Annotated in this window: 18 protein-coding genes, 1 pseudogene and 2 riboswitches; of the genes and pseudogenes, 13 read left to right on the top strand and 6 right to left on the bottom strand. The window is 36.1% G+C overall.

Features of this window, described 5'->3' with window-relative positions:
• The first annotated feature begins 83 nt into the window (after positions 1 to 83).
• On the top strand, positions 84 to 1,592 hold the full coding sequence (locus ACVWXS_RS08400; protein ID WP_456957555.1) for an NCS1 family transporter: 1,509 nt from the start codon (positions 84 to 86) through the stop codon (positions 1,590 to 1,592).
• Positions 1,593 to 1,627: 35 nt separating this feature from the next.
• On the top strand, positions 1,628 to 1,837 hold the full coding sequence (locus ACVWXS_RS08405; RefSeq protein WP_456957557.1) for a hypothetical protein: 210 nt from the start codon (positions 1,628 to 1,630) through the stop codon (positions 1,835 to 1,837).
• Here the strand turns inward: ACVWXS_RS08405 and ACVWXS_RS08410 are convergent.
• Positions 1,758 to 2,363, bottom strand: a complete 606-nt coding sequence (locus tag ACVWXS_RS08410) for a hypothetical protein (protein ID WP_456957558.1) — start codon at positions 2,361 to 2,363, stop codon at positions 1,758 to 1,760. The two genes, ACVWXS_RS08405 and ACVWXS_RS08410, sit on opposite strands and share 80 nt — an antisense overlap.
• A 67-nt stretch (positions 2,364 to 2,430) precedes the next feature.
• On the opposite strand from ACVWXS_RS08410, the gene ACVWXS_RS08415 reads away from it, so the two are divergent.
• Positions 2,431 to 3,801, top strand: coding sequence for an amino acid permease (locus tag ACVWXS_RS08415; RefSeq protein WP_456957560.1), 1,371 nt, complete (start codon positions 2,431 to 2,433; stop codon positions 3,799 to 3,801).
• Between the two features lie 1,245 nt (positions 3,802 to 5,046).
• Here ACVWXS_RS08415 and ACVWXS_RS08420 read toward each other — a convergent pair.
• Entirely contained in the window at positions 5,047 to 5,820 is a 774-nt protein-coding gene (locus ACVWXS_RS08420; protein ID WP_456957562.1) for a hypothetical protein, read from the bottom strand.
• A gap of 271 nt (positions 5,821 to 6,091) precedes the next feature.
• Here ACVWXS_RS08420 and ACVWXS_RS08425 point away from each other — a divergent pair, with 271 nt between their 5' ends.
• Entirely contained in the window at positions 6,092 to 6,454 is a 363-nt protein-coding gene (locus tag ACVWXS_RS08425) for a hypothetical protein (RefSeq protein ID WP_423472196.1), read from the top strand.
• A 442-nt stretch (positions 6,455 to 6,896) separates the two neighbouring features.
• Here the strand turns inward: ACVWXS_RS08425 and pgeF are convergent, their stop codons facing one another.
• The gene (gene pgeF / locus ACVWXS_RS08430) at positions 6,897 to 7,661 is read right to left on the bottom strand and encodes a peptidoglycan editing factor PgeF (protein ID WP_456957564.1); all 765 of its coding nucleotides are present in this window, start codon (positions 7,659 to 7,661) and stop codon (positions 6,897 to 6,899) included.
• A 178-nt stretch (positions 7,662 to 7,839) separates the two neighbouring features.
• Here pgeF and ACVWXS_RS08435 point away from each other — a divergent pair, with 178 nt between their 5' ends.
• The 3 genes from ACVWXS_RS08435 to ACVWXS_RS08445 all read left to right on the top strand — a co-directional run bounded on the left by ACVWXS_RS08435 (position 7,840) and on the right by ACVWXS_RS08445 (position 10,725).
• On the top strand, positions 7,840 to 8,463 hold the full coding sequence (locus ACVWXS_RS08435; protein ID WP_456957566.1) for a transmembrane-type terpene cyclase: 624 nt from the start codon (positions 7,840 to 7,842) through the stop codon (positions 8,461 to 8,463).
• A 372-nt stretch (positions 8,464 to 8,835) separates the two neighbouring features.
• Complete coding sequence (safA, locus tag ACVWXS_RS08440; protein ID WP_456957568.1) at positions 8,836 to 9,444, top strand: SafA/ExsA family spore coat assembly protein; 609 nt, start codon at positions 8,836 to 8,838, stop codon at positions 9,442 to 9,444.
• Positions 9,445 to 9,732: 288 nt separating this feature from the next.
• Positions 9,733 to 10,725 carry a VanW family protein gene (locus ACVWXS_RS08445; protein WP_456957570.1) on the top strand — a complete coding sequence of 331 codons (993 nt, stop codon included), beginning with the start codon at positions 9,733 to 9,735 and terminating at the stop codon, positions 10,723 to 10,725.
• A gap of 146 nt (positions 10,726 to 10,871) precedes the next feature.
• Here the strand turns inward: ACVWXS_RS08445 and ACVWXS_RS08450 are convergent, their stop codons facing one another.
• From ACVWXS_RS08450 to ACVWXS_RS08460, 3 genes are all read right to left on the bottom strand, one after another.
• Entirely contained in the window at positions 10,872 to 11,489 is a 618-nt protein-coding gene (locus ACVWXS_RS08450) for an HAD hydrolase-like protein (protein ID WP_456957572.1), read from the bottom strand.
• A gap of 66 nt (positions 11,490 to 11,555) precedes the next feature.
• A complete protein-coding gene (locus ACVWXS_RS08455; RefSeq protein ID WP_456957574.1) occupies positions 11,556 to 11,885 on the bottom strand; it encodes a hypothetical protein in 330 nt (109 codons plus the stop codon).
• Positions 11,886 to 12,656: 771 nt separating this feature from the next.
• The gene (locus ACVWXS_RS08460; RefSeq protein ID WP_456957576.1) at positions 12,657 to 12,896 is read right to left on the bottom strand and encodes a hypothetical protein; all 240 of its coding nucleotides are present in this window, start codon (positions 12,894 to 12,896) and stop codon (positions 12,657 to 12,659) included.
• A gap of 405 nt (positions 12,897 to 13,301) precedes the next feature.
• Here ACVWXS_RS08460 and abc-f point away from each other — a divergent pair, with 405 nt between their 5' ends.
• The 6 genes and pseudogenes from abc-f (at position 13,302) to ACVWXS_RS08490 (ending at position 19,964) form a co-directional block, all read left to right on the top strand.
• Positions 13,302 to 14,927, top strand: a complete 1,626-nt coding sequence (gene abc-f / locus ACVWXS_RS08465; RefSeq protein ID WP_456957578.1) for a ribosomal protection-like ABC-F family protein — start codon at positions 13,302 to 13,304, stop codon at positions 14,925 to 14,927.
• A 92-nt stretch (positions 14,928 to 15,019) separates the two neighbouring features.
• The gene (locus ACVWXS_RS08470) at positions 15,020 to 15,775 is read left to right on the top strand and encodes an SDR family NAD(P)-dependent oxidoreductase (RefSeq protein WP_456957580.1); all 756 of its coding nucleotides are present in this window, start codon (positions 15,020 to 15,022) and stop codon (positions 15,773 to 15,775) included.
• Positions 15,776 to 15,973: 198 nt separating this feature from the next.
• Positions 15,974 to 16,099: riboswitch (FMN riboswitch) on the top strand.
• A 205-nt stretch (positions 16,100 to 16,304) separates the two neighbouring features.
• Positions 16,305 to 16,430: riboswitch (FMN riboswitch) on the top strand.
• 183 nt (positions 16,431 to 16,613) lie between these two features.
• On the top strand, positions 16,614 to 17,252 hold the full coding sequence (gene ribE / locus ACVWXS_RS08475; protein WP_368637911.1) for a riboflavin synthase: 639 nt from the start codon (positions 16,614 to 16,616) through the stop codon (positions 17,250 to 17,252).
• Between the two features lie 26 nt (positions 17,253 to 17,278).
• Positions 17,279 to 17,872 (top strand): annotated as a pseudogene (ribB, locus tag ACVWXS_RS08480) (3,4-dihydroxy-2-butanone-4-phosphate synthase); the annotation flags it as partial.
• A gap of 53 nt (positions 17,873 to 17,925) precedes the next feature.
• The gene (ribH, locus tag ACVWXS_RS08485) at positions 17,926 to 18,393 is read left to right on the top strand and encodes a 6,7-dimethyl-8-ribityllumazine synthase (RefSeq protein WP_368637910.1); all 468 of its coding nucleotides are present in this window, start codon (positions 17,926 to 17,928) and stop codon (positions 18,391 to 18,393) included.
• Positions 18,394 to 18,518: 125 nt separating this feature from the next.
• Positions 18,519 to 19,964, top strand: coding sequence for a spore germination protein (locus tag ACVWXS_RS08490; RefSeq protein WP_456957583.1), 1,446 nt, complete (start codon positions 18,519 to 18,521; stop codon positions 19,962 to 19,964).
• The last annotated feature ends 340 nt before the right edge of the window (positions 19,965 to 20,304 follow it).

Consider the following 20,304-nt stretch of genomic DNA (forward strand, 5'->3'; position numbering starts at 1 on the left):
GAAATTCCACCTTCCTGTTGAAATGTTGAAGGAAGGCGCCTCATGTAGTTGTCACGGAAATTGAACAAAAAAGGAGAGAGTATATGGAACGTGAAGGGAATTATTTAAAATCCCCAGATTTACTTCCAGTGACACATCAACAAAGAAATATTGGAACATTTGGTTTTGCAGTAATTTGGATAGGAATGGCCATTGTTTTAGCAGCTTTTGCAATTGGTGGTTCAGCAATCATGAGCTTACCATTACCAATGGTGATTTTAGCAACATTGATTGGCTCTTGTTTAATTGGTGTATTTATGACGTTAATTGGTGATATAGGGGTCGAACATGGTTTATCATTCCCAGTGTATATGCGTGCTCCATTCGGTACATTTGGTACACATATTCCGTCACTTGTCCGAGGGGTAACGGCTGCATGTTGGTTCGGTCTGAACACTTATTTTGGAGCACTTGCAATAAACGGCATTTTGAATTTACTTTTTGGTTATGATAATTGGTTTATCTGTTTCATTGTCTTTGCAGCACTCCAACTCTTTAATACGTCGCTAGGAATTAAATCGATTGAGCGATTTGCGGATTTAGCAGCGCCAATTATTATCTTAATTTCTTGCTGGATGTATTATACATTGGCAGATCATGCTGTAGCTCAAGGAAAGAATATTTGGACGTGGGTAGAGACGCCGACAACTGGTTTCGCTGCTTTTACCGCATTTATGGTAGTCATCATGGCAAATATGGGCTTTTGGTCCACGTTAGCAGCGGATATGCCTTCACTTTCACGTTACTTTAAAGCACCAAAAAATGAACGTAATTGGTTTAAACGCAATAAAACACAGTTAGTTGGTTCATTAATCGTCATGCCGATTACAAATACCTTTATCGTGACGATTGGTGCTGTGTGCTATATGGCAGTTGCCTCTGCGGATCCGATAAATGCATTACAGCAAAGTGCTAGTGGCTTTATTTTAGGAATCTTACTGTTAATGATTGTGTTAGCCCAATGGTCAACTAATACTTCTGCAAATGTTATCCCAGCGGCAACAATTTTCTCAAATATCGGCGGCCCCAAAGTACCGTTTTGGGTTGGGGTTGTTATTGCGGGGATAATTGGTATTCTTGCACAGCCATGGAGTTTATTTGGTGTATTAGTAAATGCACTATTAATTATCGGAGGTATTTTAACAGCGATTGTCGGTATTTTATTTGCTGATTATTATTTAATCCGTAAACGCCGTGTGCATGTAAGAGAACTGTATGAATTAGAAGGTCAATTTAAGTATTGGAATGGCTTTAACTTAGCTGGTTTAATCGCTTGGATTATTGGTGGGGCAGTTGCCAATGTTTTCGCCACTTATTCTTCCTTAGTAGGGTTCTTTGTAGGAGCATTTGTCTATTATGTATTAGCGAAGTATTGGTGGTTTAAAAAGTACCCTCAAGCTGAGCTAGAAGATCCAAGTGATGCAAAGTATTTAGGTATTACAGCTGGTCATAATTTGGACGAATTATTTGGGCAGCAACAAGTGCCTGTGCCAACTGAGGATGATATCATTGAGCAACCAGATCCGCTATTAGAAGTAAAAGGTGCCGATTAATGTAGACACCCTAAATCGAAAGGTGAGGTGATGGCATGTCAGAATACCAACAAAGCACAGAAGAAATAAAAAAGATAGATCAATATTTGGATAGCGGCTTTAAAATCCAATATGTTTATGAAAATTTAAGTGGAATGTTTGTAGAATTTGCGCGTCAAGAAGAGGTTATGCTATTGCAAATTTTAACAGCAGATGCACGCAAATACTTCTCTGCAAAGCTCCAAGAACAGACGTTATTGCAGTAACAAAGTAAACTCTATCCCATTCATCCTTAGATGATGCGATAGAGTTTTTTTTACGTAATGAAAATAGATAGCGGTTAGACCCTTTAAAGTGACGGATAGAATCTTCAAAGTGACGGATAGCCCCGTCAAAATGGTGGATAGGCCCGCTAAAGTCGTGGATAGAACCGTTAAAATGGTGGATAGCTCCGCTAAAGTCGTGGATAGAACCCTCAAAGTGACGGATAGCCCCGCTAAAGTGGTGGATAGAACCGTCAAAATGGTGGATAGGCCCGCTAAAGTGACGGATAGAATCTTCAAAGTGACGGATAGCCCCATCGAAGTCGTGGATAGCCCCGTCAAAATGGTGGATAGGCCCGCTAAAGTCGTGGATAGAACCGTTAAAATGGTGGATAGCTCCGCTAAAGTGGTGGATAGAACCTTCAAACTGATGGATAGAATTAATAGAATCCCACGAAAGAATGGATTTAAATCCTTGTTTTATAGCCCTCAAGCGTGTTTTTCCTAAAAATACAATTGTATTTTTCAAAATAATTTATTATTATTAAAAAATAATTCATCGTAGAAAGAACATCAGAGAAAGAGGCGTTATTTGAGTGGCAAATAAAGAATTAAAAAGAGGTTTAGAGGCACGTCATATCCAGATGATTGCTCTTGGAGGTACAATTGGCGTGGGTCTATTTATGGGTTCTGCAAGTGCTATTCAGTGGACAGGGCCTTCCGTGCTCCTTGCATATGCAATTGCAGGTATTTTTATTTTTTTCATTATGCGAGCTATGGGAGAGATGCTCTATATGGAGCCTAGTACAGGTTCCTTTGCAACATTTGGCTATAAATATATTCATCCATTAGCTGGTTATTTAACGGCGTGGAGTAATTGGTTCCAGTGGGTTATTGTTGGGATGTCAGAAATTATTGCAGTAGGAACATATATGCAATATTGGTATCCAGATTTACCAGCATGGATTCCGGGTTTAATTGCAATGGTAATTTTAGGTGTTGCCAACTTTATTTCTGTTAAATCTTTTGGAGAATTTGAATTTTGGTTTGCTATGATTAAGATTGTCACGATTATATTAATGATTGTTGCCGGTTTTGGTCTCATTTTCTTTGGGATTGGTAATGATGGCATTGCAATCGGATTATCGAATCTATGGAATCATGGAGGTTTCTTTACAGGCGGTTGGTCGGGCTTCTTCTTCGCTCTATCATTAGTCGTTGCCGCTTATCAAGGTGTTGAACTTATTGGGATTACAGCAGGGGAAGCGAAAAATCCTCAAAAAACGATTACTAACGCGATTCAAAGTATTATTTGGCGTATTTTAATATTTTATATTGGTGCAATCTTTGTCATTGTGACCGTTTATCCGTGGGATGAATTAGGTACGATTGGTAGCCCATTTGTTGCAACGTTTGCAAAGGTTGGCATTACTGCTGCGGCAGGGATTATTAATTTTGTTGTCATTACAGCTGCAATGTCAGGTTGTAATAGTGGAATTTATAGTGCGGGACGTATGCTATATACGCTTGCGATGAATGGACAAGCACCTCCATTTTTTGCGAAGCTTTCAAGTAATGGGATTCCGATATTTGGCACTGTAGGTGTGCTAGTTGGTTTGGTCATTGGGGTTATTTTAAGCTATATTGCACCAGAAAATTTATTTGTCTATGTTTACAGTGCTAGTGTGTTACCAGGGATGATTCCGTGGTTTATTATTTTAATAAGTCAAATACGATTTAGAAAAATAAAAGGAGAACAACTGTCGAAACATCCATTCAAAATGCCACTTTCGCCACTTACCAACTATATAACAATTGCTTTTTTAGTAATGGTGCTTATTGGTATGTGGTTTAATGAGGATACAAGAGTTTCTCTCATTGTAGGAATTATTTTCTTAGCGATCGTTACAATGAGCTACTTTGTTTTTGGTATTGGAAAAAATCGTTATGAAAATGATAAAAACTAATAGCGGTTTAATAAGAGGAACAAATACGAGCGCGATGTAAGAGAATATCCGTGAAAAAGACACATCGAAAAGGGACAATCCATTGAGAATTTTATTAAAAGTCAAGTTTTAAGCTGAAACTATTTTGAATAGTGAATTCTTATTTAATGTCACACATTATATGTATAGAAATTAAAAGGATAGAAGAGCTTAAATAAAATTCGCTCAATCTATCCTCTTTTTTAACACAAATGACCCTATTTACTACAACAATTAAATCAATCTAATGTTGCAGTAATTTAAAAGGAACTTATATTGTAGTTTTATATAAACGATTGATCATTTATAAAAAAGATTGATTAAAGATCCTGTGTTGATATGCGGGATCTTTTCTTATTCAACAATCGGGCCATTTTATGGAATAACACCTTTAAAATTTGGATATTTGTGTTAAAATCTCTCTGTATTGTTTTCCATCTAAACTTGATAAGAGAGGTATTTGAAATTTATGGGAGTAGCTTGTAATTTGAACTGCGGACATTGCTCTTACAATCAAAATGTCTTTTTAGGAATTGGATTTAGGTTTATAAACTTGAGTTCGATTTTTGAATGGTATGAGGAAGAAGAAGGTCGGCAATACATCAGAGAGTTTATTAATAACAAGGAAACGTCTTTTGAATGCTACAACGGTCTATATGTTTGTCAGAAGTGTTGTTACCTATTAAATAAAGTACATTTACATATGAAGTCAGGAACTCAATCTTACACGAACACTCATACTTGTCCTCGATGTAATACACAAATGCCGTCAAAGCCTTTAGACGAAATTAATCAAAGTGATGTTCTAAATTGTCCAGATTGTGGGCAAGAAAAGCTAAAGGTGAGTTTTTATATGGATTGGGACTAGGAAGTTGGCTCTTAAAATTTCTTATTAAGCTAAAAGAGGCTTTAGCAAAATGACTGTGGAGTTATTTTACAGTCATCGTGTTTTTTAATATTCAACAATCGGGCGCTTTAACGGAGCAATGAAAAAAACCTAATTTCTCAAATAAAATAAATGTTGAGAAATTGGTTTTTTTAATATGGGAATTTCCTTAACGTTGTAAATCCGCATTTTCCTGACGCTACCCGAAATAAAAGTGGAGGATCTACTGAACACTTTGAGTATATTGTTCAATAACTAAATCAACAATGTACTAAAAAAGCACAGACTCACTGTTTATATAGAAACAGTGAACTGTGCTTTAAGAATAATATAAATAGGTGTTACCAAGAAAGATCAAATTGATGAGTTAAAATTGAACCGCTCCCACGTCTATAAGAAAACTTACCTGTAACTCCTGATGAGGCAATAACATCGCTATTAATAGGTGTATATTTCACAAAATTAGTTGTATGAGACATTGGTGAATTATAGACAATAGATGTAATTTGTTGTTTTGGCATATATTCAGAAGCAACATACATAGTTCCGTCTGCTTTCCATCCAGTTCCAAAATTAGCTGCTTGATATTCTAAACTAGTCATACTAAATGCAATGTCTGATCTAAGTGGTGTCACTGTGTATCTAGTAAGTTTTCTTGTAGAGAACCCTCCTAATGACTGTCCATCATAATCTAGCTTAATTCTCACTCCAACACTCGAAGAAGCTGGATACTTGTCTTCACTTAATGAACCAGCTGCTAATAAAGTTACTTCACTTTCGCCTTTAGAAATTACATCACCATTTGGAAAGGCTTCTTCACTAAGTACCTTATGGATTTCTACTTTTGTAATTTCTACTTTATCTTCTTCGGTTGTTGATAATAGTCCTTGTGGCTGCTCACTGTCGCTTTCAGTAACAGTTACATATACTTGAGTATGCTCATTGTTAACTAATTCACCAGCTAAGGCTTTTTGAAACAATTCCTCATTGGATAATTGAGACGATTCATAGTCAATAACTGTAGAACTTCCTTCATTTTCGTTAGCTAAAGCAACTTTACTTACAGACAGAACAAAAAAGGCGCTAAAAACAAACATGAGTAATCGAAACTTCATTACTTACTTCATCTTTTTTATAAGTACTACTATGAGAATATGTGCTAATAGACTGTTTATAATAGTTTTATTCTTTCATCTCCTTTGCAGCAAATTTATAAATGTTTATAGCAACTATATTCATCTCTTATTATACATATTTTCTAAATATTGTATACTTTTAATGAATTATACATTGTAAAATATTTATAAATATGCTTAACTTTTGTTAAGAAACTAATAGAAATACACAATTATAGATTAAAAATATGTATTTGAAAGGGTGTTATCAATGATTAGCAAGAAAATTAAATTTTTAGTAATTTTCTTTAGTCTCTTACTTTTAACCGCTTGTGAAGGTGAGACATTTATATTATATGGAGAAAGCGAAAATTGGGCCGTACATTATGAAGTTGAGAAATCTGCTGACTGTCAACCAACAAGTGGGTATATTAAGTTTATAGGAAATCAACCTATTCCAGAAAAAGTAGAGTATGCCATTAGTAATTCATCAGGAGATGTGCCAATAGAGGAAAATGGAACTTTCACGTTGCCGAACGGATGTACAAATGCTACAGAGGATTCGAAGATTGAAGCGGTAATTAAATGGGATAATCAATCAGAAACTATACCCTTAACTAATAAATCCAAATAAATAACCATTGTGTTATAGTTTGGGTACTTTATTACATTAAAAATTAATCCATATTGAAAATGTTGCATCATTTTTTGTAACATCTTTCAATATGGATTTTATTTTATATGAAAATGTGACCAATAATTATAACGATGATATGATGCAATCAAACATAACCAGATAGGAGGGTGTTAATTGGATTACATTATCGATTTTGTAAGGAAACAATCTATTTAAATGCTATTCAGAAATTAATAAATGGCAGCAGTCTGGACTTGAAGAGGGTAGTTGTGGTAGTTGGTGAGTTCATTTAGAGGTCTAACAAACAAAAAAGTACATCACTATATATGAGTGATGTACTAATATAATGTGTGACATTAAAGACAACCTCTTGATATTACTGTTTTATAATACATTCACTTGTCTTTAATTTTACAGAGAACTGGATTGTCCCTTTCTTTTACTGTTCTTTTCGCATAATAAAGCTTAAATGTCTGCCAGCCTGTTTATCTTGACGGTAGGAAAAACCATCTGGGCTAAGGAATGTGCACGTTGAATCAATCAAAATCTGCTTAGAAGGAATACCTGCAAGCTCACATTGTTTTTTGACAGTTTGCTGATTATCGATATGATATTTATTCGTTTGTGCATTGAAATACATAAAGTCCTCAGCGTAGCCAAGGTTGTTGAATTTTTCATAAACATCTGCATCCACTTCAAATTTCTGCTGACTGAGTGCCATACCGATTTGTACATGAAAATCTTGTGGGTTACAATGCTCATGCTCCATTAAATGTTGGAAAAGCTTTAATGTCACTTCTTTGACAGTCCCTTGCCAGCCTGAATGAACCACGCCAATAAGACCATTCACTTCATTATAAAAAATAACAGGTACGCAATCTGCTGTAAAACTACATAAAAATAAATTCGGCTCTAATGTGTAAAGGGCATCGGTATTAGCAATAGCAGTGTCCATTTGCTCAGCGCCACGTCCTTTATCAGACATCGTGACTTTATGGAAATTAGCACTATGTGTTTGTTGAGTACAAATAAAATTATCCAAGTCACAATGCAAAGTAGCAGCCAATTTTTTTCGATTTTCTAGTACATCCGTTTCATTCACACATATATGCAGTGCCATATTGTTTTGTTCTAGCTCGATGTTATCCTTTAAGGTAGTACCCGCGATCAATCGGTCGTTATCAAAATAAATCTTTGTTTTCATATCATCACCTCTTTTTACTATATATGATTGATTAATGAAAGTATAGGCGCTTCCTCTTACTCTTTTTTTAAAGCCTTGAATATTTACATACCCTTCTTTAGATCTTTTAGACATAAAAAATAGAATTCTTCACATATAGTATCGAAGAATCATTAATAGAGGGAAGGAGTATGTATAGATGACGCAAGAGAAATTCCTACTGATTTGTCAATTAGGCATGGGGCTATTTTGGATTATTACTTACATACTAATTATCAAACGAGGATTTCAGGATAAGAAATACGGCATGCCAATGGCCGCAATTTGTGCCAATATTTCTTGGGAGTTTATCTTTGCCTTTATGTATCCACAAAATGATCTGCAAAGGATCATTACTTTCTTATGGTTTATGTTAGACGTCGTTATTATGATGCAATTTTTGCTTTATGGTTATAAAGAATATAAAAAAATGATTCCAAGAAAGATATTTTACTCATCTTTTTTCATTACGCTCGCGGTAAGTTTTTTTATTATTTTAGCGATGATCCATGAATTCAATGATATAGCAGGTAAATATGCTGCATTTTCACAAAATCTGATGATGTCAGGGCTGTTTATCGCTTTATTTATCCAAAGAGGGAATTTGAGTGGCCAATCAATGGGCATAGCAGTGTGTAAAATGATTGGTACTATGTTTGCAGCAGTAGGCTTCTATATGTACTTTAGAACACCATTGATCACTATTATTTCACTTGCCACCCTTATATATGATTGGATTTATATAGTATTAATCTATAGGTTCTATGTGAAATATGCTAAATAAGATTTTTCTTTTTACTTTACGATTTTATTAGCATTAAAAGTGGATGACATTTGTTAAGATATATGCCTTGTAAATAAGTCCTAGCCGGAACGGAAATCAACCACACGTGATGGTGATGAGCCATTAAAAACATGTATTGGTAATAATAACTATCATTCTGCTTGTGAAAACTATAGTAATATATCCCAGTTACAATAGTGTTGCAACTATATTACAAGATTAGAACTTAAGAATAGCGCTATATTGGTAATTGTTTAGTCTACTGTATCTCTTGTAATACAACTGTAAAAATCCTTCCAAATATTTAGTGATGAATATTGCTCTAAAACTATTTACGATGTTTATAGAGCGAATCAGGAAGGAATGAATTATATGTTTAACAAAGTAAAAAAAGTAGCATTAGCTTCAGTATTATCAGCTTCATTATTAGTTCCAGTAGCGGCGATGGCAGCCGATTCATATACAGTAGAAACTGGGGATACTCTTTGGAAAATAGCCTCAAAAACACAAACAGGTGTACAAGAGCTAATTGATGCGAATCCGCAACTTGCCAATCCAAATCAAATTAATCCAGGAGAAAAAATTAATATTCCTACAAACGAACAAGTAAGCGTGGAGCAAGAGGTTGTGAAACTTGTCAATGCTGAACGAGTGAAGGCAGGTCTTCCAGCATTTAAAGAAGATTGGGAGCTTTCACGAGTAGCAAAATATAAATCTCAAGACATGCATGATAAAAAATACTTTGATCACACAAGCCCAACTTACGGTACACCATTTACGATGATGAAAAACTTCGGTATTTCTTATAAATCAGCCGGCGAAAATATTGCAATGGGTCAACCCTCAGCAGAAGAAGTTGTGAAAGCATGGATGAACAGTTCAGGTCACAGAGCGAATATTCTGAGCGAAAGCTATACACATATTGGTGTAGGATATGTGAAGGATGGCAATTACTGGACACAAATGTTTATCCAAAAATAAGAGCAATGAACTGTTCCAAAATCAGTTGAAACTGATGGGGCAGTTCTTTTTTTATGCTAAGAATTCTAGTGGAGGAATCGAAATTTTATCGGCAAGTGAACTACCGATAATTATTACATTTCCTTTATAGGTAAGATATGACATGATAGCTGTTCAATACAAACTCCGTCACTCAATTTTGTAAAGTGTTTTCATTTAATAAACAAATAAAAATGATAAAAAGAAACACACTATCAACAATACACGAATAAGATGTCTCTGTAGTATTACGATAGAGGTAGGTGTTTGATGTTGAAGAAAAAGTGGATGGCCATACTGTGTATGATCGGCACAATTACACTAGTTGGCTGTCAGGAGAAAACGGATGATGAGAAAAAACTAGAACAACAAATTCAAGAGTCAGAGCGAGAAGTTGGGGAAATAAAAAAGCCTGTTAACTTTGAACAACAAACAGAGCCCGTTGTTGTTGAAATTGTGGACCCTTCTACCAAAGCAATCATACACACAATTTCACCGAAAGAAATGGACTATGAGCGTGATGTACAATCCTATACAAAACAAATTGAGCAATTAGCAAAAGAGTTAGCGAGAGGAAATGAACAAACAGCCGGCTATGATAAGCGTATGATCCTCGATAAACTGGATGATCAAGGAAAAGTAATGGAAGGGAGTCCATTAATTGTTTTAAAAGAAAGTGAATTAGTAGAGAGAATATTAGAAGCATCAGCGACCGGTGGTAAAGTGGAGTTGCCTCTTTATATTACCGAAAGCGGTTATTCTTTTGAAGATATTCCTTATTTAGAAGAAGTAGTTGTCGCATCTTATACAACTTACTTCGGTACCACTGATATAGGAAGAAATAAAAATATTGAACTTTCTGCGGAGGCCATCAATAATGTGATCGTTGGGAGTGGAGATAATTTCTCCTTTAATACAGTCGTTGGACCTAGAGACGAAGCGAATGGTTATCAGCCCGCACCAGAAATCATTAACAAAAAGGTTGTGATGGGCATTGGGGGAGGCATTTGTCAAACGTCTTCAACCCTGTTTAACGCGGTTGATCAAGTACTAGTAAAATTTGTAGAACGTCATCACCATTCCTTAGATGTTGGGTATGTTCCAAAAGGAAGAGATGCTACGGTTTCCTATGGTGGTTTAGATTTTAGATTCCAAAATACAAGTGATGTACCATTTTTAATAAAAGCTAACTATAGTAAAAATTCTCTTACTGTTGAGATAAGAACAGCAGAAAAATATGTAGAAATCTTGAAAAAGTCATAGTGTTTTTTTAAAGGAACTTATCAAGGTTTGCGCGAAGAAAATGAAGTGACAGCGGTATTTTAGGACACCTTAATTTCATTGCCACATTCATTCTTTCAACAACAAGAGGGTCATAGCGATTCTTTAATCGCTATGATCCTTTTAGTTTATATGATGTTTAAAATTTCCTGTGGTGTAGCAACTTTGTACTCGGGTTCCTCTTGTTGAACAACTTCAATAGCGTCATATCCCCAACCAACCCAAATAATAGGCACTCCCACTTTTTTGCAGGCCACAATGTCTCTTTGTTCATCACCAATATATATAACTTCTGATGGTGTAATGTTTGAGTCCTTTAAAAACTTTTTAATTACTTTATCTTTACCAAAAATACGGTTTGAACAAAGAACATTTGACACACAATGAATGCCGTTCATATTTAGAAATTCTAAAATGTTCTCCTGTGAATTGGAGGAAATGATAAGGATTTTATAGCCCCTTTTATCAATTTCCATTAGAACTTCCTTCATACCGTTATAAAGATGAACATCATTTAATGACTGGCGATATAAGCGATAAAACTGAGGTAATATCATGGGCAATTTATACAGAGGAAAGTCGAATAATTTACTTCGTTCCGCTATAGATAATTTTTTCAATGATTCAATTTCCTTTAACTCTATTCCTTTAAATTTATATTTTTGCGCAATTGTATTCCAAGCTGATGCTAACACTGCCGTAGAATCTGCCAATGTTCCATCAAAATCAAAGATAATATATTTCATGTAAACTTTCTCCTTTATAATCTAGTTGTAAAGACGTTTTTGTTTTGAAAATGTTACTGCCTATTCTTAAAAAAATGACATGATTATACAGGATATGAAACAACGGATTGTAAATAACTCTAAACGCGCATTTTTTATTACTAATAATGAATTATTTTGGATCATCACCATAACGTGTGGTTGATTTCCGTTCCGACTGGGCGCTTTGTTGTTGCTGTCGCTACGCTTTCGCACAGATAAAACATTTGCTGCCGCTGTGCTTTCGCACAGATAAAACATTTGCCGCTGACGCTTCGCTTTCGCGCAGAGCAGAGCTTCCTGGGGGCGTCCGATGAGCCGCTTCACTCGCGTTCCTCTGACGCTGTGCCCCAAGGAGTCGCCCAGTCGCCACTCCAATCAACTTATATACAAGGATACGTCTTAACAAATGTCACCCACAACTTTTGGTGATGAGCCATTATTTTTTAGCTATAGAGGGCAAGAAACTTTCATTGGTAAACATTGTACCTGAGAATACGTTGATTTCAATAACGAAAAGAAGAATTTTAATTGTAAAATCAGGCGTGTTGATTAGGGAAAAATAGGTTTATTATTGAGCGATGAAAAGATTTTTTTGTTACAGATTTGCCAATATATTACCATTTTAACTGATTGTAGTGTAGGGCTACTCGACTCCCGCGGGAAAGCGAGACAGACGAGACCCTGCACGGAGCGAAGCGGAGGAAGCGGCTCGACGCTCGCCCGCAGGAAAGCGAGTAGCCCGTAACGGAAATCAGCCTCTTCGAATGTATAAAAATGGTTAATCAACACATCTGTTGTAAAATAATAAATCAAAGTCTTTGAATATAAAAGCGCTATGGTGTTGTGTTTAAAACTGGCAATTGATCAATCATCTATAAAATTTTTATATAGTTGAATGAATGAAAAAGTACCTGTCACCCTAAATTTCAGCCACCACATCAAGAGGTACAGCCAGGATTAGAGTATATAATTTTGACTAAGAAATTTGTGTTCTTTATAGAATTGTGATAGATTAGTGGGAATTATTGAATTCGAAAGGAGGTAAAAGTAATGGAAACTGTATTCGCGAAAGGCTTAGTAGAAAAAGAGGTAAAATCTTACATGCTTCTTGGGGATTTGCTGTCAAAGGGAGAAGTCTGCCCTTTTTTAAGCAAATTTCATATCGAAAACAGATCCCGGAAGCTTTTGCCTTCTTATTTTAACAATTGTAGTCAGTAATCTTGATGAATTTGTATAAATATATTTACGCATTGTGGCGCCGGTTCTGTACGGCGCTTTTTTACGTTCTTTTGTGACATATAAGAAATATACCCCCTGCTTGTAGGGTTTTTTCGCACTTTTAAGGCGCCGTTCTTTCGGCGCCTTTTTTGTTTTAACTTCTTTCATCAGGTGTCCAAACACCTGCTGAAATAGAGGAACTCAGTCTAAGAACGCCACGTCCTGTGGCAACGACTGAGTGACCAACATCATGTTGGCCCAAAGCCTCCGGCGGATGTCACGAAATCGGAAAGGAGTTCACAAAGGATGTTAGCCTAAAATCATCGCATCCATGCGATAACGGCTAACTGACCTGCATCGGTAAAAACGCCGCGTCCTGTGGCATTACCGAAATGACCGACATCGTGTCGGCCCTCGTGCAGGCCTAAGCACAAAGCCGATTCCGGACGAAACTATGCCGAGGCATAATTGATAGGAGTGAAAAGAGATGTGTAACCTTATATGTCCATTCATCTGTTAAGCGTCTTTAGCTTTGCAAAAGAGATGGCCAAAATTTATAAGGAGATTAAGTAAATGATACTTCAATTAAATGGAATTAGTAAAAGCTATTTGGGAGATCCAATTCTCTCAAATATAACGATGAAAATTGAGCGGGGAGACAAAATTGGCTTAATTGGTGTTAATGGGGCAGGTAAATCAACATTATTAAAGATCATTGCGGGAGACCTTCCGTATGATCATGGCGAGCTTTACATCAGGAAAGGTATTAAAATTGGTTATTTGCGCCAAGACAGTGGATTGAATCTAGATAATACAATTTGGGCTGAAATGTTAGAAGTGTTATCTGACCTTCTTAAGGTTGAAAAAGAACTTCGAGAGCTTGAAAAGAAGATGAGCGAACCGTTGTTCATAGACAATCCTAAAAAATTTGAAAAAATTATGGATCGATATGCAATAAAATCAGAATGGTTTATGCAGCATGGTGGCTATGAAATAGAAGCTAAAATAAACAGCATTCTTAATGGCATGGGCTTTGAAAGTACGTCTAAAAATACCCCAATTCATCAGCTAAGTGGAGGACAAAAAACTCGACTTGCACTGGCGAAAATTTTACTAGAACAGCCAGATTTATTATTGCTAGATGAACCGACGAATCATTTGGATTTGACAACTTTAAATTGGCTTGAAACGTATTTAAGCTCATACCAAGGTTCCATTCTTGTCATTTCGCATGATCGATATTTTTTAGATGCACTTGTTAATGTAATCTATGAGATTGAGCGAACAGAAGTTAGAAAATATGTCGGCAATTACTCTAAGTATGTAGAAAATAAAGAAAAAAATCGGAAATTGCTTGGAAAAAAATACGCCTTGCAACAGCAAGAAATATCAAAAATGGAAGACTATATACAACGCAATATTGCTATGGCTACTTCTTCTAGAAGTGCAAAAAACAAAAGAAAACAGCTTGAGAGAATAGAACGAATTGAGATGCCTCTAAAGGATTTAAAACATACACAGATGGCATTTTCAATGGAAAAAAACTCGCATAAGGAAGTGTTAAAGGTAAGAGACTTATCCATCTCTTTTGCCACAGAATGCGAGCAGCAACCGCTATTAAAAAATATTAGTTTTCAGCTACATCGTGGTGAAAAGGTTGCATTAATTGGTCCGAATGGTGTCGGAAAATCAACATTATTAAAGACACTGTTAAAGGAAATTAGACCAAATAGTGGTGTTATTACTTGGGGGAACGGTGTAACGATAGGTTATTACGATCAAGAGCAGTCGGACTTACATCCAAATAACACTATTTTACAGGAGGTCTGGAATATATTCCCGCACGTTGAAGAAGCGAGAGTTCGTACTGTTTTAGGGAATTTCTTATTTACTGGTGAAGATGTGTTTAAAAAGATATCTGCCCTCAGCGGAGGTGAGAGAGCACGAGTAGCTTTATCGAAACTCGTATTGCAAAAAGCTAATGTGCTTATTATGGATGAACCAACTAATCATCTTGATTTATATAGTAAAGAAGTATTGGAACAGGCTCTTTTGAATTTTGAGGGAACACTTTTCTTTATTTCGCATGATCGATATTTTCTCAATAAGCTAGCGTACAAAATGGTGGAGCTTTCCCCAACTGGTACGAGTATCTTTGACGGTAATTACAATGATTATATGAAAATGAAATTAAACTAAGGGCCATAAGCATGGAAAAGCAAAGATGGCCACCAATTGAGAAAATATTTGTGAATACGTAATAAATATAAAAGCGAAAAGAGGAAGAGAATATGACAAATAATCAAATTGCAGTTATTACAGGTTCAGGTAGTGGAATTGGTAGAGCAACTAGTATTAAATTTGCTGAGAATGGCTATAAAGTCGTGTTAGTTGATTTTAACGAGAAAACTGGAGAAGAGACTCTTAAACTAATTCAACAAAATGGCGGTGAAGGGATATTCGTTAAAGCGGATGTTTCCAAAGTAGAGGATGTTCAGAATTATGTAAAGCAAGCTATAAACACATATGGCCGTATCGATGTATTCTTCAATAACGCTGGCATCATTCAAAAGTTTGCACCATTTACAATGGTTGAATTGGAAGAATACGATCGTCTTATGGATATCAATGTAAAAGGTATTTTTCTAGGTATGAAATATGTCATTCCAGTAATGGAGAAGCAGGGGAAAGGGTCAATTATAAATACTGCTTCATCTGCAGGTATTCGTCCAGAACACAGTATTGCTGTATACTCCGCGAGTAAACATGCAGTAATCGGTTTAACGAAAGGTGTAGCGATCGAGTATGCAAATAAAGGTATTCGTGTTAATGCTGTGTGTCCAGGTGGTATTGTTACACCATTATTCCATAGTGTTGGTGAAACACTTGAAAAAACAGGATACGTACCAGAAGAAATGTCACGTGTACGTATGGGACGCCATGGTGAACCAGAAGAAGTAGCAGAAGCGGTCCTATTTTTAGCTTCAGATAAAGCAAGCTTTATGGCTGGTGCTGTTGTCTCTGTAGACGGTAGTTTAACTGTATAATCTTTTTGAACAGCCACGCCGTTGGTCTTTATTAATGACCAAAGGTGGTGGCTGTTTTTATTTTCATTTAAGTAGTGACATTGAAAACGCAACGACAGTGCAACTTGTGAAAAGAAATGAATTAGAGAAAAGATTTTTATTAAGAATTATCTGGATAATATAATAAAATAGTGTTATCGTAAGAAATAGCTAAATAAAAAAATCCTTCGGGGTAGGGTGAAATTCCCAATCGGCGGTGATGAAGTAATTCAAAGTCCGTGAGCGCAAGCTGATTTGGTGCAAATCCAAAACCGACAGTTATAGTCTGGATGGGAGAAGGGTAAAAGTATGAGCTTTTTAAATTCGGTTGAATTTACAAGGTTTATTTGAGTATGCTTTTGTTAACTACTTCCCATCATTTAAGTTGGGAAGTTTTTTTATTTTCATTCAGTAGGTGTTTGGACACCCACTAAAATGAAGATAAAGCCTCCGGACACAATTACGCCAAGGCGAAATTGATTTATTATTTAGCTAACGAATTGAATAGTAGTATGTTCTTCGGGGTAGGGTGAAATTCCCAATCGGCGGTGATGAAGTAATTCAAAGTCCGTGAGCGCAAGCTGATTTGGTGCAAATCCAAAACCGACAGTGACAGTCTGGATGGGAGAAGAACAATGAGATGATAGCCTATGGAAAAAAATTGTATCCATTAGGTTTGTTTGTTGACGTCTTATTTATATGAACTCCCAAACCCCTTTGATGAAAGGGGTTTTTTGTTTGAATGAAATTTTTTTAATGCTGGGAGGAGGGACAACCGCAAAAAATCGGAACTCTCAAAGCATAGGAAGTAGGTGGAAAATTGTTTACAGGGATTGTTGAAGATATTGGTACAGTAAAAACTTTGCAAAGCAATCGACAAAGTATGAAAATCACCGTTATTTCATCGAAAATGGTGGAGGATGTAAAGCTCGGGGACAGTATAGCGGTCAATGGTGTTTGTTTAACGGTGATACATTTTAATGAACAGGAGCTGACGATGGATGTGATGCCTGAATCGGTGAAAGCAACAAATTTACAGCAGCTTGCTGTAGGAGATCCGGTAAATTTAGAGCGCGCCATGTCTGCTAATGGACGTTTCGGTGGACATTTTGTATCAGGACATGTAGACGGAGTAGGAAAAATATTGCGTAAGCGAGCATTAGCAAATGCAGTCTATATTGATTTTGAGTTGTCAGAGGAGTTAACGGGCTATTGTATTCCAAAGGGTTCCATCACCATTGACGGTACGAGCTTAACACTTTTTCAAGTCGAGAAGAATAGTGTCACAGTAGCACTGATACCGCACACTTACAAGGAAACAATTTTAGGTATGAAGAAAATTGGAGATCTCGTCAATATAGAAACCGATTTAGTTGGGAAATATATTTTGCATCAACTGAAGCGTGGACAGGAAATGCCGACCATTACGAGAGACTTCTTAGCACAAAACGGGTTTTAACTAACACTGAACAGGAGGTGGCGATATTGCTACATTCAATTGAAGAAGCAATAGAGGATTTAAAACAAGGTAAGATGATTGTTGTTGTAGATGATGAGGACCGAGAAAATGAAGGAGACTTACTGGCGCTCGCGGAGTTTATGACACCTGAAACGATTAACTTTATGGCGACCTATGGAAGAGGTCTTATTTGTACACCGATTTCACAGCAACTTGCACTGAAATTAGGCTTGCACCCAATGGTCCGTCATAATACAGATAATCATCAAACGGCATTTACAGTTAGCATAGATCATGTGAATACAACGACAGGAATCAGCGCATTTGAACGAGCGATGACTATAGAAAAAATGATAGAACCACAAGCAAAGGCTGAGGATTTTCGTAGACCTGGCCATATATTTCCATTAATAGCGAAGGATAATGGTGTCTTAGAGCGTAGAGGTCATACCGAAGCAACAATTGATTTAGCCAAACTTTGTAATAGTATCCCTGTGGGCATTATTTGTGAAATTATGGGCGACGATGGTAGAATGCTACGCTTTAATGACCTTATCAAGTATGCAGCTCAACATCATTTAAAAATGATTTCAGTAGAAGCATTGGCAACCTATCGACGTCAACAAATAATTGAAGAAAACAAACTGACGATATAAAAGAGGAGAGAAGAAAAATGGGTAGAACATTTGAAGCACAATTAATTGGTACGGATTTAAAAATAGCAGTAGTAGTAGGACGTTTCAATGAATTTATTACAAGCAAATTATTGGACGGGGCGTTAGATGGTTTAAAGCGTCATGGTGTGGATGAAAACTCGATCGATGTAGCATGGGTTCCTGGTGCATTTGAAGTTCCTTTCATCGCAAAACAGTTGGCTGAAACAAATACCTATGACGCAATTATTGGATTAGGTACGGTGATTCGTGGTTCAACAACACACTATGACTATGTATGTAATGAATCGGCAAAAGGTATTGCAAGTGTGTCATTATCTACAAATGTACCTGTTATTTTTGGCATTGTTACAACTGAAAATATCGAGCAAGCAATTGAACGTGCGGGCACTAAATCAGGCAATAAAGGCTATGATGCGGCAATGTCTGCTATCGAAATGGCAAACTTAAGGAAGATGATTGGATAAAGCATTTTGTTCAACATCCTGTATTCTTGAATATTTTTAAATAGTAAGGGAAAAATATGCATAAGTGTATTGATTAATGTACTAATTTGGAGCTGGCTCAGTAGGAGATGAGGAATATTTCGTCAATGAAACAAGAGTTAAACTTGAAATCTTTGAAGGCACTATTTCAACGCTCTGCTGATGTGGTATTCCAAGAATATGTCTTTCAGCAACATAAGGTACATGTGATAAAATGTGAAGGAATCATTAATGAGCGGTTACTACACACCGTTATTGTGCAACGAGTTCAATCACTATTTACTGCATCGCAGGATGAAATGTTAGAAGAACATATACAAAATAATTTACACATTCCTCAACTTCAGAAAATTTCAAGTAAAGATGATGCCATTACAAAAGTCTATAGAGGACATGTATTACTGTATTTTGAAGATATGAATTTGTTGTATTCAAGTAATATTGCTAAAAAACCTAATCGGGACATTAAAGAAACAACCCTGGAATTAGTTGTCAAAGGCCCGAGAGATGATTTTATTGAGGATGTTTTTATTAATATTGCTTTATTACGAAAACGATTACCTACTAATTCATTAAGTGTTGAAACTTATGAACTTGGTAAACGTTCCAAAACAACGGTAGCTGTGCTTTATTTAGAAGATGTCGTAAATCAAAAGATGCTCGAGCAAATAAAATTACAGCTGCAGCGAGTGGATACGGATGTTGTATTTAGTGGAGATTTATTGATGGAAAGAATGGAGCAGAGTGCAAAAATTCTACCTAGACATGATTATACTGGACGTCCTGATTTTGCCTTACAAGCTTTAAGTAGTGGGCGTATTCTCATCATTGTTGATGGTGTATCATATGTCATTATTACTCCTGCTAATTCAATGTTACTATTTAAATCAGCTGAGGATAATGAATATCCGGTTATTGTAAGTTCTATGGAGCGTTCATTACGAAGATTAGCTATCTTTTTAAGTGTACTTTTACCAGGTTTTTGGCTAGCGCTAACGACTCATCATCAAGAGCAATTGCCATTGATTCTTTTAGCGACGGTTGTTGAATCAAGAACGGGGCTCCCATTTCCAACGATTCTTGAAATATTAATGATGCTTTTTATGTTTGAATTATTTCGAGAAGCAAATATACATCTACCCAATGTGATCAGTGGTTCAATAAGTGTTGTTGGGGGATTAGTTATTGGAGATGCAGCAATTAAAGCAGGTGTTACGAGTCCTTCCATGATTGTAGTTATTGCGACTTCAAGTATTGCAGCTTTTACACTCATCAATCAATCTATTGTATCCGCAATGAGTATTTTCAGGATAATTATTATTGTAGCATCTGCTTTTTTGGGGTTATTTGGATTCTTTATTTCGATGTTCTTCATACTTCTTTATATGGCAAATTTACGAGTATTAGGTGTTCCATATTTAAGTATAGGAGCAGATTTAGATTGGCAGGATATTAAAAAGTCTTTATTTCGTTTATCTATAGACGGATACGGTAAGCGGCCAACATTTTTAAAAGTACAGGATAAGTCAAGAACATCTAGCAAAGAAAAATAAATACTTACTTATACAAAGATCAGGTATTATATGCCTGGTCTTTTCAGTTTGGGATAGCCCAATAGGTAAGTGGGTGATGAATGTCAGTTGGTGGTAGCCAAAATCTTCTTGTAATGTTAAACTAGGAACAAATATTCTCTTTCGGGAGCCGAAGAATCCTTGGTTGTGAAAAAAGAGTAAAATAGTATTTATCTAAGTGAATGGGAACGATGCTAATAAGCCGAAAGTACAAATCCGCTTGTTTCACTCAATTAGCACGATGAAAGAAAGTGATTGAAGTGGATAACAATGTGCGTCCAAATCTTTCTAAAACATCTTGCGAAATTTTTCAATGGGTACG

It is taken from the genome of Lysinibacillus sp. TE18511, from assembly GCF_054062295.1.

Excerpts from the sequence above, each read along its gene's own strand:
- ACVWXS_RS08400 (WP_456957555.1), top strand. The coding sequence starts at position 84 with ATGGAACGTGAAGGGAATTATTTAAAATCCCCAGATTTACTTCCAGTG.
- ACVWXS_RS08405 (WP_456957557.1), top strand. The coding sequence starts at position 1,628 with ATGTCAGAATACCAACAAAGCACAGAAGAAATAAAAAAGATAGATCAA.
- ACVWXS_RS08420 (WP_456957562.1), bottom strand. The coding sequence starts at position 5,820 with ATGAAGTTTCGATTACTCATGTTTGTTTTTAGCGCCTTTTTTGTTCTG.
- ACVWXS_RS08425 (WP_423472196.1), top strand. The coding sequence starts at position 6,092 with ATGATTAGCAAGAAAATTAAATTTTTAGTAATTTTCTTTAGTCTCTTA.
- pgeF (WP_456957564.1), bottom strand. The coding sequence starts at position 7,661 with ATGAAAACAAAGATTTATTTTGATAACGACCGATTGATCGCGGGTACT.
- ACVWXS_RS08435 (WP_456957566.1), top strand. The coding sequence starts at position 7,840 with ATGACGCAAGAGAAATTCCTACTGATTTGTCAATTAGGCATGGGGCTA.
- safA (WP_456957568.1), top strand. The coding sequence starts at position 8,836 with ATGTTTAACAAAGTAAAAAAAGTAGCATTAGCTTCAGTATTATCAGCT.
- ACVWXS_RS08445 (WP_456957570.1), top strand. The coding sequence starts at position 9,733 with ATGTTGAAGAAAAAGTGGATGGCCATACTGTGTATGATCGGCACAATT.
- ACVWXS_RS08450 (WP_456957572.1), bottom strand. The coding sequence starts at position 11,489 with ATGAAATATATTATCTTTGATTTTGATGGAACATTGGCAGATTCTACG.
- ACVWXS_RS08460 (WP_456957576.1), bottom strand. The coding sequence starts at position 12,896 with ATGAAAGAAGTTAAAACAAAAAAGGCGCCGAAAGAACGGCGCCTTAAA.
- abc-f (WP_456957578.1), top strand. The coding sequence starts at position 13,302 with ATGATACTTCAATTAAATGGAATTAGTAAAAGCTATTTGGGAGATCCA.
- ACVWXS_RS08470 (WP_456957580.1), top strand. The coding sequence starts at position 15,020 with ATGACAAATAATCAAATTGCAGTTATTACAGGTTCAGGTAGTGGAATT.
- ribH (WP_368637910.1), top strand. The coding sequence starts at position 17,926 with ATGGGTAGAACATTTGAAGCACAATTAATTGGTACGGATTTAAAAATA.
- ACVWXS_RS08490 (WP_456957583.1), top strand. The coding sequence starts at position 18,519 with ATGAAACAAGAGTTAAACTTGAAATCTTTGAAGGCACTATTTCAACGC.